Source organism: Dyadobacter beijingensis DSM 21582 (genome assembly GCF_000382205.1).
Taxonomy (GTDB): domain Bacteria; phylum Bacteroidota; class Bacteroidia; order Cytophagales; family Spirosomataceae; genus Dyadobacter; species Dyadobacter beijingensis.
Map to the genome: position 1 here is coordinate 497922 of NZ_KB907787.1, position 16420 is coordinate 514341.

Sequence of the window (16420 nt, forward strand, 5' to 3'; positions counted from 1 at the left end):
TTAGCTGTGAATGATTGTGAATAAATTAAACTTCATCGGAAAACCAGATCATACCCTCCGGAAATCGAAGGGGAAATGGGCGGCGTTCGGGATACTGCTGGGCATCGGGCTGGTTGTGAACAGCTGCATTGAACCGTTTTCGCCACCCGAAGTGAGTAATCCCGATACGTACCTGGTCGTGGACGGCTTTTTGAATGTAAATGGCGATACGAGTACCATTCTTTTGAGCCACACACAGGCCACGAACGACAACAAGACGGTCGAAAAAGAATCGGGTGCCAGCATTACGGTGGATGCCGAGAACGGCGAAAGCTATGCATTCAGGGACATGGGCAATGGCTCGTACAAGCTGCCTCCTGCCGCATTTGACCAGAACAAAAAATACCGTCTGCGGATCAAACGCCTCAGCGGGAGCGAATACGAATCGGATTACGTGATAGTAAGCAAAACGCCGCCGATCGACAGCATTACTTACCGCGTGGACGAGGGCCGCAATGCCATGATGATTTATGTAAACACCCACGACGCCACCAATGCGACGCGTTTTTACAAATGGAATTTCGAGGAAACATACGAGTACCGCATGGCCTACTATTCCAGCCTCACGCGCGATATCCCCAACCGGACGATCGTTCCGCGAAACGAGAATATCAATGTATGCTGGCGCACATTGCAGTCGAAGGATATCAAGCTCGGCTCGACGATCAAGCTCAGCCAGGATATTATCAGGGACCTGCCGATCAACATTGTCGATATTGGTACTAACAAGCTGTATTTCGGGTATACCATTCTTTTGAAACAATATGGCCTCTCGCGCGAGGCATTCGAATACTGGACGGACCTGGCCAAGACGACCCAGGGAACCGGTAGCCTTTTCGATCCGCAGCCATCGCAGGTGACGGGCAATATCCACAGCAAAAGCGACGCGAAAGAGCTGGTATTCGGCTATTTCAGTGCGGCGCAGGAGCAGAAGAAACGCATATTTATCCGCGAGCGGCTGGGAGCTTACCCGCGGTGCTCGGCGCCTGATACGCTTACTTTTAAAGATGCCTTAGAAGGCGCGGCGGTATTACTTTACTATTACGACGGCCTGCCCAAGAGCGGTTACCTCGGTACGTCCGAGTCGTGTGCCGACTGCCGTTCGCAGGGCGGAACAACGAAGAAACCCGCATTTTGGGATCAATGATTATCCGATTGTCTGAAAATATACAATGAAAATCAGGACATTAATTTACGGCTTGCTGACATTGGCTGCGCCTGCCTGCGCGCAGGACGATGCCATGATGGCTTCCATGCAGCAACGTTTCGGGCTTTACACCGAGCGGGCCGTGCAGGAAAAAATGTACGTGCACATCGACAGGCCGTTTTACCTCGTAGGGGAAACGATCTGGTTCAAAGCCTATAACCTCAATGGCGCAACGCACCGCTTTCTCGACCTGAGCAAGGTCGGCTACCTGGAAGTGCTCGACAGTGAAAACAATGCCGTATTGCAAACCAAATTTTCGATGGTGGATGGCCGCGGCAATGGTTCGGCGCTGGTACCGTCGACGCTCGTGAGCGGGAAATACAAAGTCCGTTGCTATACCAGCTGGATGAAGAATTTCTCCGCCGACAGTTATTTTGAAACCAATATTTCCATTCTGAACCCGTTCGTGCGCTTCGACCCCGACAAAGCTTCGAAAGAAGAGACGCGCTATGACGTCCAGTTTTTCCCGGAGGGCGGGCATCTGGTGAATGGCATTGAAAGCAAAGTCGCATTCCGTGCCGTGGGTGTGGATGGAAAAGGGATCAAATTCAAAGGCGCCCTGCTCAACCAGCAGAACGAAACCGTCCGCGAGTTCGAACCGGAAATGAACGGTATCGGCTATTTCAGCTTCAAACCGGAAGGAAATGCGGTTTACAAAGCCGCCATTACCGACGGTAAGGGCAAACGCTTCGAATATGAATTCCCGAAAGTAGAGCCGCAGGGGTTTGTGATGGAAGTGAAGGATTCGACGGCGGCGCTCGTGAAGGTAACGGTTACGGCCAAGGTGGACGCCGACGGCCCGGGGAATGTGTATATGCTCACGCACACGCGCCAGGCGAATGCATTCTTTGGAAAAAAGGCGATAGGCGGCGGTAAGGCTGTATTTGTCCTGGAAAAGGCTAAAATGGGAGAGGGGGTTTCGCAGATCACGATCTTCAACGAAAAGCTGAAACCGGTCTGCGAAAGGCTGTATTTCAAACGCCCGGAAAAGCAGCTGACGATCGACGCGCAGGTAGGGAAATCCTTTACCACGCGGGAAAAAGTGTCGATGAATGTGACCGCGGGGCTCGGGCAGGCATTGCCCGCGTGGAGCAGCCTGTCGGTAGCGGTATACCTCGACGACTCGATCCAATACCAGCCCCAGCAGGACATTCACAGCTATTTGTGGCTGACCGCCGACCTGAAAGGCAATATCGAAAACCCGGGTTATTATTTTAGCAGTGCCAATAAGGACACCGACCGGCAGCTCGACAACCTGATGCTCACCCACGGCTGGCGACGCTTGAAATGGGACAAGGTTTTCGGGGGGCAGCTCGTTTCGTTCGAGCATTTGCCGGAATATGACGGGCATTTCATCCACGCGCGCCTGCTCAACAAGGCCGATGGAACGCCTGCCAAAAATAAGGACGCATTCCTGGGTACGCTCGACGTGCCGGCACGTCTGTATGTAGACCGGAGCGATGAGAACGGCCGGGTGAAATTCGAGGTGCGGCAGTTTACCGGCCCGAAAGAGATTACGCTCCAAACCGACCTTGCCAACGATACGACCTACCGTTTCGAAGTGGCCAATCCGTTCTCGAAACAGTTCTCTACCAACGGTGTTCCGAACTTTTATTTCGACAAAGCCCTGGAAAACCAGCTGCTGACGCGGTCGATCAACATGCAGACGGCCAATGCATTCCTGCCACGCGTTTATGCGGAAAAGAAAGCCGTCCTCACCGACTCGCTGCCGTTCTTCGGTATGCCCGACGAGAAGTATTTCCTCGACGATTTCACCCGCTTCCCAACGATGGAAGAAGTGCTTCGGGAATATGTTAAAGGCGTACTGGTGCGCCGCCGACAGAAGGAATTCCACCTGCGGATGATCGATAAGCTCGTCCCGAACACCTATTATACGACAGACCCGCTGATGCTCCTGGACGGTATCCCGGTATTCGATGCGGACAAGATCATTGAAATGGACCCATTGAAAATCAAGAAGATCGAACTGTTGAGCTCGCGCTACTTTCTGGGGCCAATGACATTTACCGGCATCGTCAGCTTCTCGACTTACCGCGGCGACCTGGGCGGCTTCGAGCTCGATCCGAAAGTGCTCGTCATGCCTTATGAGGGCGTGCAGGCGCAGCGCGAGTTTTACGCGCCAAGGTACGACAATAACAATGCGAACAGTCGCATTGCCGATTTCCGTAACCTGCTGCATTGGGCACCGAATGTAACGACGGGCAAGGACGGCAAAGCGACGGTCGAGTTTTACACGTCCGACCAGACGGGCCGCTACCAGGTGGTGATCCAGGGCATTACGCCTGAGGGCACTGCCGGCAGCCAGACCGTTTCATTCGACGTGAAAAAGCGGAGCCTTTAAATGTAGAACTCCGAGGTGTGCTTGATCTCCTTCAATACGAAGGTGCTGTTGAGCACGCCTATGTTGTCGATTTTCGACAGTTTGTACTTCACAAAATCATGGTACTCGTCGAGGCTGGCGACGTTTATTTTCAACAGAAAATCGACCTGCCCGGCCATGTGGTAGCATTCCTGCACCTCGTGCAGGTTCTGGATCTCCTGCTCGAACTTCTCGATAAATGCCTCGTTATGGTAGCGCATGGACACCTGGCAGATGGTCGTCACGTGCCTGTTAATGAGCTTTTTATCGAGAATAGCTACATATTGCTTAATGTAGCCGAGACTTTCCAGCCTTCTGATCCGTTCGTACACCGGCGACACCGTGAGGTTGAGCATCGTCGCGATTTCTTTCGTCGTTTTTTTTGCGTCTTTTTGCAGGATGCGAAGGATTTTGGTATCGATTTTGTCCAACTGTTCCATGGGGCAATAATATTTACTGGTGGGGCATTTGTTTCAGGCTTCAAAAAGTAAATTTTGCTTCAAAAATCAAATAGTGTGGTAATGTTTCCTGCAAAACAGACCATTTGTTGAAAATAATTTTCGCAAATGGGAAATTGCGAGTGATTTATGCTTTACCCAAAAGTTGTTTTTTATGAAAACGGACAGCGTTTTAGTAATAGGAGCAAACGGGCAGATCGGTTCTGTTCTGGTGGAATATCTGAGGGGAATTTACGGATTGGGGAAGGTTGTGGCGACGGACATCCGCATGCCCGAATTCCCTACCGGGATTTTTGAACAACTCGACGCGACGAATGCGGGTGAAGTGGCCGCTATCGTGCGCAAATATGGCGTTACGCAAATTTACCATCTGGCCGCCATCCTCTCGGCAAAAGGCGAGCAGGACCCATTGCGAACGTGGCAGATCAATATGCAAACCTATTTCAATGTGCTCGAAGTAGCTCGCGAGAATGGGGTGAGCAAGGTTTTCTACCCAAGTTCTATTGCCGTTTTCGGTGATCGTGTGGACGCTTTGGCTGAGCAATGGTCATACCTCGACCCGGCGACGGTTTACGGCATTAGTAAGGCGGCTGGCGAGAATTGGTCGAACTACTATTTCAAGCGCTATGGCGTGGATATCCGATCGCTGCGGTACCCGGGCATTATCGGGCACCAGTCGATGCCGGGCGGCGGCACTACCGATTATGCCGTCGATATTTACCATAAGGCAGTAAAGGGCGAGGCATTCGAATGCTTTTTGAAACCCGAAACCACATTGCCGATGATTTACATCAGCGATGCCATGGACGCTACCGTGCGCCTGATGGAAGCCCCCGCCGAGAAGATATCGGTCAGAACTTCCTATAACCTCGCGGGCATGAGCTTCTCGCCGCAGGAGATCGCGCAAAGCATTCAAAAGATCATCCCCGGATTTGACATTACCTACAAACCCGACTTCCGCCAGGCTATCGCCGACTCGTGGCCGCAGGAAATCGACGACGCCCAGGCCCGCAAAGACTGGGGGTGGCGCCCGGCCTACTCACTCGATAAGATGACGGAGGAGATGATCAGTGAGTTGCGGAAAAAGTATCATTTGGTGAAGAGCTAAAAGTTAAAAGTTTATGAGTTTAGGGTACATTTTAAACTCATAAACTCTTCAATCCTAAACTTTGAACTCATACACTCATAAACTCATAACTTATGTACGGCAACATTCAAGAACAACTCGCCGGTGAACTGGAAGCAATCCGTTCTGCGGGATTATATAAAAAGGAGCGCGTGATCACGACGCCGCAGGCGGCGCATATTGCGACAACCGATGGCGCGGATGTGCTTAACTTTTGTGCAAACAATTACCTCGGCCTGTCGTCGCACCCGGATGTGATCCAGGCGGGTATCGAGGCCATTCATACGCATGGTTTCGGAATGTCGTCGGTGCGGTTTATTTGCGGCACGCAGGACATTCACAAGGTGCTGGAACGCAAAACAGCCGAATTCCTTGGCACGGAGGATTGCATTCTCTACGCCGCCGCTTTCGATGCGAACGGCGGGGTGTTCGAGCCTTTGCTGAACGAGCAGGATGCCATCATTTCCGACGAGCTGAACCACGCGTCGATCATCGACGGCGTGCGGCTTTGCAAGGCGAAACGCTTCCGCTATAAGCACAACGACATGGCCGACCTGGAAAAGCAGCTGCAAGATGCCCAGGGCAGCCGCCGCATTCTCGTCGTGACCGACGGCGTGTTCTCGATGGATGGTACCATTGCGCGGCTTGACAAAATCTGCGACCTGGCCGAGCAATACGAAGCTATGGTCATGATCGACGAATGCCACGCCACGGGTTTCATGGGCAAAACCGGTCGCGGTACGCACGAATTCCGCAATGTAATGGGCCGCATCGATATTATTACCGGCACTTACGGTAAGGCATTGGGCGGCGCGTCCGGCGGGTTTACGGCTGCGAAAAAAGAGATCGTAGAGATTCTGCGCCAGCGTTCAAGGCCGTATTTGTTTTCCAACACATTGGCCCCGTCCATTGTAGGCGCTTCCATCAAAGTGCTCGATTTGCTTACCTCATCTACTGCCCTGCGCGACAAGCTGGAACGCAATGCGCAATATTTCCGCAAAGCCATGACCGAAGCGGGCTTCGATATTCTGCCGGGCGAGCACCCCATTGTGCCGATTATGCTGTACGAAGCGACATTGGCGCAGGATTTCGCCGCCAAACTGCTCGAAGAAGGCATTTACGTGATCGGGTTCTTCTACCCGGTAGTGCCGCAGGGCAAGGCGCGCATCCGCGTACAAATCTCCGCCGGGCACGAGCAGGAAGACCTGGAAAAGGCCGTTGCGGCGTTTACGAAGGTTGGGCAGACGTTGGGCGTGATTTAGACCACATTTCAATAGCTAAAACCGATAAAACAAAGCCGATACCGGATTCCGGTACCGGCTTTTTGTCCTATTGCTCCGGTTCCAGGAGCTCTACTTCTACATGCAGGGATTGCAACGTGGCATTCCCGTACTGCGTCACCATCGCCACGTCGGCGGCGTCGCGGCCGTGGGCGATTTCAATGCGGTAACCTTCGGTCTTTTCCTGCACCGCATCGAATGTGTACCACTCGCCGCCGATAAACACCTCAAACCACGCATGCAGGTCCATATCCTTCAATTTATCGAGGTAACCTACCGTCATCCGGGTGGGAATGCAGAGGTTTCGGCATAATGCGATAGCCAAATGCGTAAAATCGCGGCACACGCCTACACGGCTGCGGGCGGTATCGAGGGCCGTGGTGGAGGCATCGGACATGCCGTATTGATACCTTACATTGTTATGAATCCAGCTGCGGATGGCTTCCACCTGGTCGTAACCGGGCGTGAGGTTACCAGCGATTTCCATCGCCAGCATATTGACTTCGTGCAGATCAGACTGGCAGTAGCGGCTCGGCAGAATGTAATGCATCACTTCATCGGGCAGGTCCCCTACCAGCATATACGCAGGTGCAGGGTTCGGTATGGGCTTCGTAGGGCTTACCTGCGCCTGTACTTCCGTAGAAATGGTAACTCTCCCGACCGGTAAAATGGTGCGCTGGCAGGGGTTACCGTACAGATCGGTGTATTCCGAAAACGGTACCGACGGCTCGATATTGAAACCTTCCTGTATGATCGATTGGCCTTCCTGGCGGCGGGGGCGTAACATGGTCGTTACGGTGGTGGGGGCATACACGTCGTACGTGAATATGCTTCTTCCCTTCATTTTCATGTATGAGTCGGATTAGTATTTGAGTTCAATGTAATGATGCATAGTTATTTAAAAATTACGTGCCATTTATTTTATCGTGAACATGCGCAAAGACCAGAATTAAATCCATTTTATCGACGTTTGTATGTCAGGAATGCTAATTTTAGAGCGAGTAGTATTTAGTGAAATTTAAATAATACATCTATGGCAGTTACAAAATGGATTGTAGACCCTACGCACTCCGAAGTGCAATTCAAGATCAAACACCTCGTGATTTCAACCATCACCGGTTCGTTCAAGAACTTTGAGGGCGGGGCTACTTCGGATTTGAATAACTTCGAAAACGCGGAAATACATTTCTCACTCGACGTGAGCAGTATCGATACCAACGTGGAAATGCGCGATGCCCATTTGCGGTCGGCGGATTTCTTCGATGCCGAGCAATATCCGCACATTACTTTTCAATCCAACTATTTTCATCAGGTAAAAGGCGATAATTACAAGCTTTCGGGCCTCCTTACCCTGAAAGGTATTACGAAGCCCATCGAGCTCGACGCCGAATACGGCGGGGCCGAGAAGGATGCGAACGGAAACACGCGCATCGGTTTCGAGGTGGAGGGCCGTCTGAGCCGCCAGGAATTTGGCCTCAACTACATGCAGCTGACCGATTCGGGCGGCCTGGTAATTGGCGAGGACGTGAAGCTGATCGCGAATATTCAGCTCGTAAAACAGCCCTGAAGCGCTTTCGACAAACATTTAATGCCCAAAAGGTACCCGGCATGAACCGAAACCAGGTTTGCCGGGTATTTTTGTGATCAATAGAAAACAGGACCTCCCGTCTTTTCCTTCAAACCTGAACTCCACTATACGCAATCCATGAAATTGCTTCGCATTGTACTCAAAGTTATAGGCATATTCCTGCTCGTGCTGGTAATCGCCATTGCCACGATGATCACGACGATGGACGACACGCCGTATCAGCAAATGGCTTATTATAAAGAATGGAAAACGCTGATCGGCGGCGTAAAAGTGACTCCGGCAGACACGGCCGGCGCTTTGCGGGCCGGTTGGGCCAAAGTAAACATCACACCCGCAACGCCAACACCCACGGCGGGCTACGGCAACCGGCGCGGCAAACCCTACACCGCCGTGCACGACTCCGTATACGTGCGTGCGATGGTGATCGACAATGGCCATACCAAAGCCGCCATCATCGCGGCCGACCTGCTCATCATCCCGCCCACCGTCATTAAGGTATTGAAAGAGAAGCTGAAACCGGGCGATATTCCGTTTGACCAGATCTATTTCGGAGCCACGCACAGCCACAACAGCGTCGGCGGTTGGGGAACGGGCATTTCGTCGCTGTTCTTTTCGGGAAAGTATGACCCTGCTATTGTGGAAAACCTTGCCAATGCATTTCACCAGGCCATTGCCGACGCGCAGAAAAGGGTAGAACCTGTGCAGCTGACATACCTCGAATCGCTCGACTCGCTGGATATCCGCAACCGGCTGGTAGGCGAGGAGGGAGGCATCGACCCCGAGATCCGGTCGGCGGCATTTGTTACCCGAAGCGGGCAGAAGGCCATTCTCAGCTCATTCGCGGCACATTCCACGGTATTGAATTCCAAAAACATCGTCCTCTCCCGCGACTACCCAGGCATGCTCGTGGACTCGCTGGAAAAGGGACGCTACAATTTCGCGATGTACATGGCCGGGGCGGTAGGCAGCATGGGGCCGATCGAAAAAGGTACGGATGATTTCGATGAGGTGAAAAACCAGGCATTCGGCGTGCAGAATGCATTGCTGTCACCTGCAACCACAAGGGAGGACGCGAAGAGCGCAATCGTGGAAACGCTGACGTTGCCCCTGCCGCTCCGTGAACCCACGCCGCGCCTGACGATGAACATCGTACTCCGGCCGTGGGCATTCAAAAAGGCATTCGGCGAATATCCCGTGTTTGTAAAAGCATTGCGCGTGGGCAACATTCTCATGGTAGGCATGCCCTGCGACTTTTCCGGCGAGCTCACCGCCAGCCTCGATGCTTATGCGAAAACCAAGGGCCTGAACCTGATGGTGACGAGCTTTAACGGCGGCTATATCGGCTACATAACCCACGATAAGTATTTCAACCGCGATTTGTACGAAACAAAAACCATGAGCTGGTACGGGCCGTACAATGGCGCCTACTTGCAGGAAGTGATCAAAGATATTATCGATAAATTATCCTAAACCGCAACTGATATGAGAACACTCGCATTCCTTTTCCTGGCATTCCTCAGCCTTACTTCCATGGCCCAGAAACCCGTTCGCGTGGCGGTAGCAGGGCTAAGCCACGGCCACGTAGGCTGGATTTTTAACCGGAAAGACAAAACCGACATTCAGCTGGTAGGCATCTGGGAAACGAACCCCGATCTGGTGAAACAGTTTACCGAACGCTACAAGCTCGATCCGAAACTGTTTTATTCAGACCTGAATAAAATGCTCGATGAGACGAAACCGGAAGCCGTTTCTGCATTCGGGGCGATCAGCGAGCACGTGGTGGTGGTTCGCGCCTGTGCGCCGAGGAAAGTGAATGTGATGGTGGAAAAGCCGCTGGCGACGACATTTGCCGATGCAAAGGAAATCCAGAAGCTGGCAACGCAGAACAATATCCACGTTTTGACCAACTACGAAACCTCCTGGTACGCAAGCAACCAGCATGTGAACCAGCTCATTCAGGACGGTAAGCTGGGCGAAATCCGGAAAGTAATGGTCAACGACGGCCATCAGGGGCCCAAGGAAATCGGGGTGAGCAAGGAGTTTTTCGCTATTTTGACCGATCCGGTGAAAAACGGTGCCGGCGCGTTGGTCGACTTTGGCTGCTATGGCGCCAACCTCATGACCTGGCTCATGAAAGGGGAGCGGCCCATTTCGGTCACCGCCGCGACGCACCAGAACAAGCCGGATATCTACAAGAATGTCGACGATGAGGCGTCCATTATCCTGCAATATCCCAAGGCGCAATGCATTATCCAGGGCTCCTGGAACTGGTCATTTGCCAGAAAGGACATGGAAGTATATGGCAATAAAGGCTATGCCGTGGCCGTGAATGCGACCACCGTTCGCCAGCGCTTACAGGAAAAAGCACCGGAAGAAACATTGAAACTAGATCCGCGCCCGGCCCCTTATACCGATCCGTTCTCTGTGCTGGCCGACGTCGTGCAGGGGCGTCTGAAACTCGATCAGAACGATTTGTACGGGCTGCCGGTGAATGTGACCGTCGTAGAAATACTGGAAACGGCCAAAGAGGCTGCTAAAACCGGTAAAACCATCTTTTTGAAAAAATAAACAATGCTTATGGAGCCCAGGCCCGTCAGTTTCTCCCAGACTACCCTTACCGAATTGATGATCCCTTCCTACGCCAACTTCGGCGGGAAAATACACGGGGGGATATTGCTCTCGCTGATCGACAAGGTCGCGTATGCGTGCGCGACGCGCCATGCGGGCACCTATTGCGTGACGGTTTCGGTGGATGCGGTGGATTTTCTGGAACCGGTGGAGGTAGGCGATCTCGTGTCGCTGCACGCATCGGTGAACTATGTCGGCCGGACTTCGCTCGTAGTGGGTATTCGTGTGGTGGCTGAAAACGTCAGGAACCGCACGGTGCGGCATACGAATACTTCCTATGTGACAATGGTTGCCAAAGACGACAATAACAAGCCTACCGTGGTGCCTGAACTGCTGCTGGAAAACGAGGGCGATGCGCGCCGTTTTCTGGAAGCGATCAAACGGCGGGAGTTGAAGGAACAGTACCGAGACGCGTTCGACAATGCCAAAACGCGTCTCGATGTATATCAGAATCTGATCAAACTGGAAAACCAGCGCTGCGTGATCGGGTTTGATACGGATGTTTAGAATCCGAACAACCCGCCCCCGCTCTTCCGCGAGGTGGTTTTCTTGCCAAACAGCATTCCAAAAACGCCGCGGACTACTTCGCGGCCTATTTGTTTGGCCAATGGCGAGTTGAGCGCGTCGGAGATCATGCTCGATTGCTCTTTCTCCTTTTTCGCCTCGACTTTCGCCTGCACTTCGGCTTCTTTCACCTCGGCTTCCTTGCGCGCCTGCTCTTCCATGCGCTTGGTCAGGATTTCGTACGCGCTCTCGGGGTCGACAGGATCTTTGTACTTCGAGTACACATCCGATTTTTGCACGTGCTGGTCGTAATCGGCCTGCACCATCGGGCCCATAATGGACGCCGGTGGCATTAAATGCGTGGCGGCCACTTCGGTAGGGATACCTTTTTCATTCAAAACCGTGATGAGCGCCTGGCCGATTCCTAATGTCGTGAGTATCTGGTCGATGGAATAGAAATCGGATTTCGGATAGGTTTTGACAGTTTGTTTCAACCCTTCGGCATCCTGCGGCGTGAATGCGCGGAGCACGTGCTGCACGCGGTTGCCAAGCTGGCCGAGCACCGATACCGGCACGTCCTGCGCCATTTGGGTACAGAAGAAAATCCCCACGCCTTTGGACCGGATGAGCCGCACTACTTGCTCGATCTGTTCGAGAAATGCTTTGGGCGCGTCCTTGAAGAGCAAATGCGCTTCGTCGAGGAAGAATACCAGCTTGGGTTTGTCCAGATCCCCCGCTTCCGGTAGTTTTTGATATAGTTCCGCCAGAAGGCTCAGCATAAATGTCGAGAACAACGCGGGGCGGTCCTGCACATCGGACACATTCAGCAGGCTGATCACGCCCTGGCCGTCGACCTTATTGATCAGGTCTTCTATATCGAATGATTTTTCCCCGAAAATACTACCCACGCCCTGCTGTTCCAGCGCGACGATCTTGCGGAGGATCGTACCGGCTGTGGATGCTGAAATAGTGCCGTAATCGGCTTTGATCTCCGCGGCGCCGGGGCCTTCGGCGAGGTAGTTGAGGACTTTTTTCAAATCGTTCAAATCCACCATCGGCAGGTCCTTATCGTCGGCGTATTTAAATAGGATGGCGAGCACGCCGGCCTGCGTTTCGTTCAATTCGAATATTTTGGAAAGCAATATCGGGCCGAATTCGAGGACGGTTGCGCGCATTTGGGCGCCTTTTTTGCCGCTGAGCGAATACAGCTCTACGGGAAAGCCTTTGGGTTCGAAAACGGTACCGAGTATCTGCGCGCGTTCTTCGAGGGCTGCATTGGTCTTGCCCGGCTGCGCAATGCCCGAAAGGTCGCCCTTGATATCCGACATGAATACGGGCACGCCGGCTGCGGAAAGCTGTTCGGCGAATACCTGCAGTGTGCGCGTTTTACCCGATCCGGTCGCTCCGGCCACCAGTCCGTGGCGGTTCATCATGCGCAAGGGAAGGTTCACGCGGGCCTCGCCGATAATCTCGCCATCGAGAATGGCCGACCCCAAATGAATTACAGGTTTGTCAGTTTGATAAGATTTCTGAATTGCTGCAATAAATTGTTCTTTCTTTGACACAGGAAATACGGGTTATGGTTTGATGAAAGGTTAATTTACAAAAATTAAACGTTTCGGGAAGATTCCAAGGCTTCCCGGGGAATTTTGTAGAATAATAATTTGTGAGGAAATAATATAACTTTTTGTATATGCTTGTATTTGCAAAATATTATTAGGTATTTTGGTTTGATCACTTAGTGATTATTCTGATTTACAAATTTAGAGACGTACTTACCCTTTATGTTGAGCCGAGTTGCGAATTCAATTTACTGGATGAACCGATATATGGAACGGGTTGAGAATTATGCCCGTTTCGTGGGAGTTAATTTTAACCTGGCCCTCGACCTTCCGCCCGATGTGGACGAACAATGGGAGCCGCTTCTGATCGCAACAGCCGACCATTTCCTGTTTTACAAATACTACGATAAGCCTACGAAAGAGGATGTCATCCATTTCATGACATTCGACAAGCGGAATCCGAACTCGATTATCAGCTGCCTCTACGAAGCCCGCGAGAATGCGCGCACGATCCGGGAGACCATTTCGAAGGAAATGTGGGAGAGTATCAACACGTTTTACCTGGCCATTAAGGGAACATCGCCCGACGATTTCCGGAATATGGACCATATGCAAGCCTATTTTACCGATATCCGCAAAAACTGCCAGCTTTTCCACGGCGTCGTCGACTCGTCGATCACGCGCAACGAAGCCTGGCATTTCGGCCGCCTCGGCCGGCATATCGAGCGGGCCGACAAATGCTCGCGTTTCCTGGATGTAAAATATTTCACGCTTTTGCAGGATGCGGGTACTTCGGGGTCGACATTGGATTTAATGCTTTGGACGGCCGTACTGAAATCGGTGAGTGCCTACAATATGTACCGGCAGACGCACCGGGCGCTGACGCCGATGAACATCGTGGCGTTCCTGATCCTCGACAAGCTTTTCCCGCGCTCGATCGCGTATTCGGTGCGCCAGGCGGAACTGTCGCTTTACGCCATTGCCGGCTCTATTCCCGAACGGGGTTATACCAGCCCGGCCGAGCGCGCATTGAGCAAGATCCGCAGCGAGCTGGAATTCACAGACGTGGAAGACGTTTTCAAGATGGGGCTGCACGAGTATCTCGATAAATTCCAGATCAAGAACAACGAAGTGGACAATAAAATCTTCGATATGTACTTCGGTTTGGATACGGGTCAATCGCAAAGCCAGAGCCAGGGGCATTTCAAAAGTCAGTGGATGAACTGATCAAAACTTTCCTATCTTAGCGACTCTATCATTATTGAGCCGCTAAGACATGACATATTGCCTGGGTATCAAAGTAGCATCCGGCCTGGTGGCCATTGCGGACACCCGCCTTACTTCCGGAACCGAAGTTTCGACCAATAAGAAAGTATCTGTATATCAGTCGGAGAAGCATTCGATTTTTGTCATGACCTCCGGTTTGAGGTCGGTGCGGGATAAGGCCATTACCTATTTCAAGGAAGTCCTGGAAGAGCGGGACACTTCATTCGACAAGCTTTACAAGGCCGTGAATGCATTGGGGCAGCAGGTCAGGCGGGTAGCCGACGAGGACCGGCATGCGCTCAACAATGCGGGGCTGGTTTTCAACCTTTTCGCGATCGTCGGCGGCCAGCTCGAAAACGATTCGGACCATAAGCTGTTCCTGTTATATCCCGAAGGCAACTGGGTGGAAGTGGGCGACGGCTCGCCGTTTATCATCATCGGTAATTCGGGTTATGGCAAGCCGTTGTTGTATCGGAGCCTCAAATTCGAGTCGTCGATGCAGGATGCATTGAAAATCGGTTTTTTGTCGTTCGATTCTACAAGGGTCAGTTCCAATGATGTGGATTACCCGATAGATGTCGTCATGTATGAAAAGGACTCATTCCAGCTCGTGGAGCACCGTTTCGAGAAGGACGACCTCGACTACGTGGGTAAGCAATGGAGCGCATTATTGAGCAATTCCGTACAAAAATTGTCCCTGGAATGGATGGACCCGGTGTTCGGTAAAATGGGGGAAACTTCGACCGCATAACCGGTCAATGCAGCTCTGAGACACGTTTTAATGCCCTATTTCCGGCAAATCACTCATGCCGAAAACAGACGAACGATATCAATCCAGATAATCAGTTGTAGTTTTTTGTTTGTAGAAAAATCTAAGTGGGGAGAGGGAATTTTAGTATTTTTGCAACCAAACATAAAGAGGAATTCTAGATCGTGACGTTAATTAAATCTATCTCAGGAATCAGGGGAATCGTGGGTGGAAAATCGGGTGAGGCGCTGACTCCGATTGATGTTGTTAAGTTTGCTGCGGCATACGGGACATGGGTGAGGCGTACAAATCCGCAGAATCAGAAGGTAGTGATCGGCAGGGATGCCAGGCTTTCCGGTGAAATGGTAAGCCGCCTCGTAGCCGGTACCTTGCAAGGCGTGGGCCTGAATGTGCTCGACCTTGGCCTTTCCACCACTCCTACCGTCGAGATAGCCGTGAGAGCGGAAGGCGCGGCGGGGGGGATCATCCTGACAGCAAGCCACAACCCGATCCAGTGGAATGCCCTCAAACTGCTCAACCACGAAGGCGAATTCATTTCGGAAGCGGAAGGCGCGGAAGTGCTCCGCATCGCCGAAGCGGAAGATTTTATTTTTCCCGACGTGAAGAAACTGGGCGGATACGCTTCCGACAATACCTATCTCCAAAAGCATATCGATCATGTGCTTTCGCTATCGCTTGTGGATGCGGAAGCGATCAAAAACGCCAATTTCAGGATTGTGGTCGATGCGGTGAACTCTACTGGGGGCATTGCCGTACCGCAGCTGCTCGAAGCGCTGGGCGTAGATCCGAAGAACATCAAGAAGCTGAACTGCGAGCCGACCGGTAACTTCGCACACAACCCCGAGCCGCTGCCGGAGCATTTGCACGACATCAGCAAGGAGCTCAACAATGGCTCCTACCAGCTCGGGATCGTCGTGGACCCGGACGTTGACAGGCTCGCGCTCATGTGCGAGGATGGGACGCCGTTCGGTGAAGAATATACATTGGTTGCCGTGGCGGATTATGTGTTGAAACATACCCCGGGCAACACGGTTTCGAATTTATCGTCGACGGCCGCATTGCGCGACGTCACCCTTAAAGCCGGCGGCGAATACCTTGCATCGGCAGTAGGCGAGGTGAATGTGGTGAACGCCATGAAAGCCAACAATGCGGTGATCGGCGGGGAAGGCAACGGAGGGGTCATTTACCCCGAAAGCCACTATGGCCGCGACGCGCTCGTGGGCATAGCATTGTTCCTGACGCATTTGGCGAAATCGGGCAAGAAAGCATCCGGTTTAAGGCGGGCCTACCCGAATTATTATATCTCCAAAAACAAGATCGAGCTTACGCCGGAAATCAACGTCGACAATATTCTCGACCGCATTCAGACACGCTATTCCAAGCAGCCCGTTAATACGGTCGACGGCGTCCGCATCGAATTCGACCGCGAATGGGTGCATTTGAGAAGGTCTAATACCGAGCCGATTATCCGCATTTACTCGGAATCGGAAACACAGACGACGGCCATTAACCTTGCCAATAAGATCATTTCCGATATCAAGGAAATCATTTCGGAACCTAAGAAATAATAAAGCTGTTGCTAAGCAAATTCAGGTCACTTGTTGTCGGAAACT

At 52.2% G+C, this 16420-nt stretch carries 14 protein-coding genes; 11 read left to right on the forward strand and 3 right to left on the reverse strand.

Annotated features, from left to right (window positions below; genetic code table 11):
- Nucleotides 1-10: 10 nt before the first annotated feature.
- Both H144_RS0109350 and H144_RS0109355 read left to right on the forward strand, forming a co-directional pair.
- The gene (locus H144_RS0109350; protein WP_019941790.1) at nt 11-1186 is read left to right on the forward strand and encodes a DUF4249 domain-containing protein; all 1176 of its coding nucleotides are present in this window, start codon (nt 11-13) and stop codon (nt 1184-1186) included.
- Nucleotides 1187-1211: 25 nt separating this feature from the next.
- On the forward strand, nt 1212-3608 hold the full coding sequence (locus H144_RS0109355) for a hypothetical protein (protein WP_019941791.1): 2397 nt from the start codon (nt 1212-1214) through the stop codon (nt 3606-3608).
- On the opposite strand, the gene H144_RS0109360 is transcribed toward H144_RS0109355, so the two are convergent.
- The gene (locus H144_RS0109360) at nt 3605-4066 is read right to left on the reverse strand and encodes an Lrp/AsnC family transcriptional regulator (RefSeq protein ID WP_019941792.1); all 462 of its coding nucleotides are present in this window, start codon (nt 4064-4066) and stop codon (nt 3605-3607) included. The genes H144_RS0109355 and H144_RS0109360 overlap by 4 nt on opposite strands.
- Nucleotides 4067-4238: 172 nt before the next feature.
- On the opposite strand from H144_RS0109360, the gene H144_RS0109365 reads away from it, so the two are divergent.
- Nucleotides 4239-5192, forward strand: coding sequence for an NAD-dependent epimerase/dehydratase family protein (locus H144_RS0109365; RefSeq protein WP_019941793.1), 954 nt, complete (start codon nt 4239-4241; stop codon nt 5190-5192).
- 92 nt (nt 5193-5284) lie between these two features.
- Nucleotides 5285-6472: a glycine C-acetyltransferase gene (kbl, locus tag H144_RS0109370; protein WP_019941794.1), complete on the forward strand. Its 1188-nt coding sequence runs from the start codon at nt 5285-5287 to the stop codon at nt 6470-6472.
- Between the two features lie 67 nt (nt 6473-6539).
- On the opposite strand, the gene H144_RS0109375 is transcribed toward kbl, so the two are convergent.
- Entirely contained in the window at nt 6540-7340 is an 801-nt protein-coding gene (locus H144_RS0109375) for a transglutaminase-like domain-containing protein (protein ID WP_019941795.1), read from the reverse strand.
- 183 nt (nt 7341-7523) lie between these two features.
- Between H144_RS0109375 and H144_RS0109380 the strand changes: the two genes are divergently transcribed.
- The 4 genes from H144_RS0109380 to H144_RS0109395 all read left to right on the forward strand — a co-directional run bounded on the left by H144_RS0109380 (nt 7524) and on the right by H144_RS0109395 (nt 11213).
- Nucleotides 7524-8057, forward strand: a complete 534-nt coding sequence (locus H144_RS0109380; RefSeq protein ID WP_019941796.1) for a YceI family protein — start codon at nt 7524-7526, stop codon at nt 8055-8057.
- 138 nt (nt 8058-8195) lie between these two features.
- Nucleotides 8196-9548: a neutral/alkaline ceramidase family protein gene (locus tag H144_RS0109385; protein WP_019941797.1), complete on the forward strand. Its 1353-nt coding sequence runs from the start codon at nt 8196-8198 to the stop codon at nt 9546-9548.
- Nucleotides 9549-9560: 12 nt separating this feature from the next.
- Nucleotides 9561-10646: a Gfo/Idh/MocA family protein gene (locus H144_RS0109390; RefSeq protein ID WP_019941798.1), complete on the forward strand. Its 1086-nt coding sequence runs from the start codon at nt 9561-9563 to the stop codon at nt 10644-10646.
- A gap of 9 nt (nt 10647-10655) precedes the next feature.
- The gene (locus tag H144_RS0109395) at nt 10656-11213 is read left to right on the forward strand and encodes an acyl-CoA thioesterase (protein WP_019941799.1); all 558 of its coding nucleotides are present in this window, start codon (nt 10656-10658) and stop codon (nt 11211-11213) included.
- Here H144_RS0109395 and H144_RS0109400 read toward each other — a convergent pair.
- Nucleotides 11210-12706 (reverse strand): helicase HerA-like domain-containing protein, encoded by a 1497-nt coding sequence (locus H144_RS0109400; protein WP_019941800.1) that lies wholly within the window; start codon nt 12704-12706, stop codon nt 11210-11212. The two genes, H144_RS0109395 and H144_RS0109400, sit on opposite strands and share 4 nt — an antisense overlap.
- Before the next feature lie 288 nt (nt 12707-12994).
- Here H144_RS0109400 and H144_RS0109405 point away from each other — a divergent pair, with 288 nt between their 5' ends.
- The 3 genes from H144_RS0109405 to glmM all read left to right on the forward strand — a co-directional run bounded on the left by H144_RS0109405 (nt 12995) and on the right by glmM (nt 16375).
- Nucleotides 12995-13999 (forward strand): alpha-E domain-containing protein, encoded by a 1005-nt coding sequence (locus tag H144_RS0109405; RefSeq protein WP_026350544.1) that lies wholly within the window; start codon nt 12995-12997, stop codon nt 13997-13999.
- A 49-nt stretch (nt 14000-14048) separates the two neighbouring features.
- On the forward strand, nt 14049-14789 hold the full coding sequence (locus H144_RS0109410) for a proteasome-type protease (protein ID WP_019941802.1): 741 nt from the start codon (nt 14049-14051) through the stop codon (nt 14787-14789).
- A 182-nt stretch (nt 14790-14971) separates the two neighbouring features.
- Nucleotides 14972-16375 (forward strand): phosphoglucosamine mutase, encoded by a 1404-nt coding sequence (gene glmM / locus H144_RS0109415; RefSeq protein WP_026350545.1) that lies wholly within the window; start codon nt 14972-14974, stop codon nt 16373-16375.
- Nucleotides 16376-16420 lie beyond the last annotated feature (45 nt).

Coding starts and splice junctions, on each gene's coding strand:
- H144_RS0109350 (WP_019941790.1), top strand. CDS start 11: ATGATTGTGAATAAATTAAACTTCATCGGAAAACCAGATCATACCCTC.
- H144_RS0109355 (WP_019941791.1), top strand. CDS start 1,212: ATGAAAATCAGGACATTAATTTACGGCTTGCTGACATTGGCTGCGCCT.
- H144_RS0109360 (WP_019941792.1), bottom strand. CDS start 4,066: ATGGAACAGTTGGACAAAATCGATACCAAAATCCTTCGCATCCTGCAA.
- H144_RS0109365 (WP_019941793.1), top strand. CDS start 4,239: ATGAAAACGGACAGCGTTTTAGTAATAGGAGCAAACGGGCAGATCGGT.
- kbl (WP_019941794.1), top strand. CDS start 5,285: ATGTACGGCAACATTCAAGAACAACTCGCCGGTGAACTGGAAGCAATC.
- H144_RS0109375 (WP_019941795.1), bottom strand. CDS start 7,340: ATGAAAATGAAGGGAAGAAGCATATTCACGTACGACGTGTATGCCCCC.
- H144_RS0109380 (WP_019941796.1), top strand. CDS start 7,524: ATGGCAGTTACAAAATGGATTGTAGACCCTACGCACTCCGAAGTGCAA.
- H144_RS0109385 (WP_019941797.1), top strand. CDS start 8,196: ATGAAATTGCTTCGCATTGTACTCAAAGTTATAGGCATATTCCTGCTC.
- H144_RS0109390 (WP_019941798.1), top strand. CDS start 9,561: ATGAGAACACTCGCATTCCTTTTCCTGGCATTCCTCAGCCTTACTTCC.
- H144_RS0109395 (WP_019941799.1), top strand. CDS start 10,656: ATGGAGCCCAGGCCCGTCAGTTTCTCCCAGACTACCCTTACCGAATTG.
- H144_RS0109405 (WP_026350544.1), top strand. CDS start 12,995: ATGTTGAGCCGAGTTGCGAATTCAATTTACTGGATGAACCGATATATG.
- H144_RS0109410 (WP_019941802.1), top strand. CDS start 14,049: ATGACATATTGCCTGGGTATCAAAGTAGCATCCGGCCTGGTGGCCATT.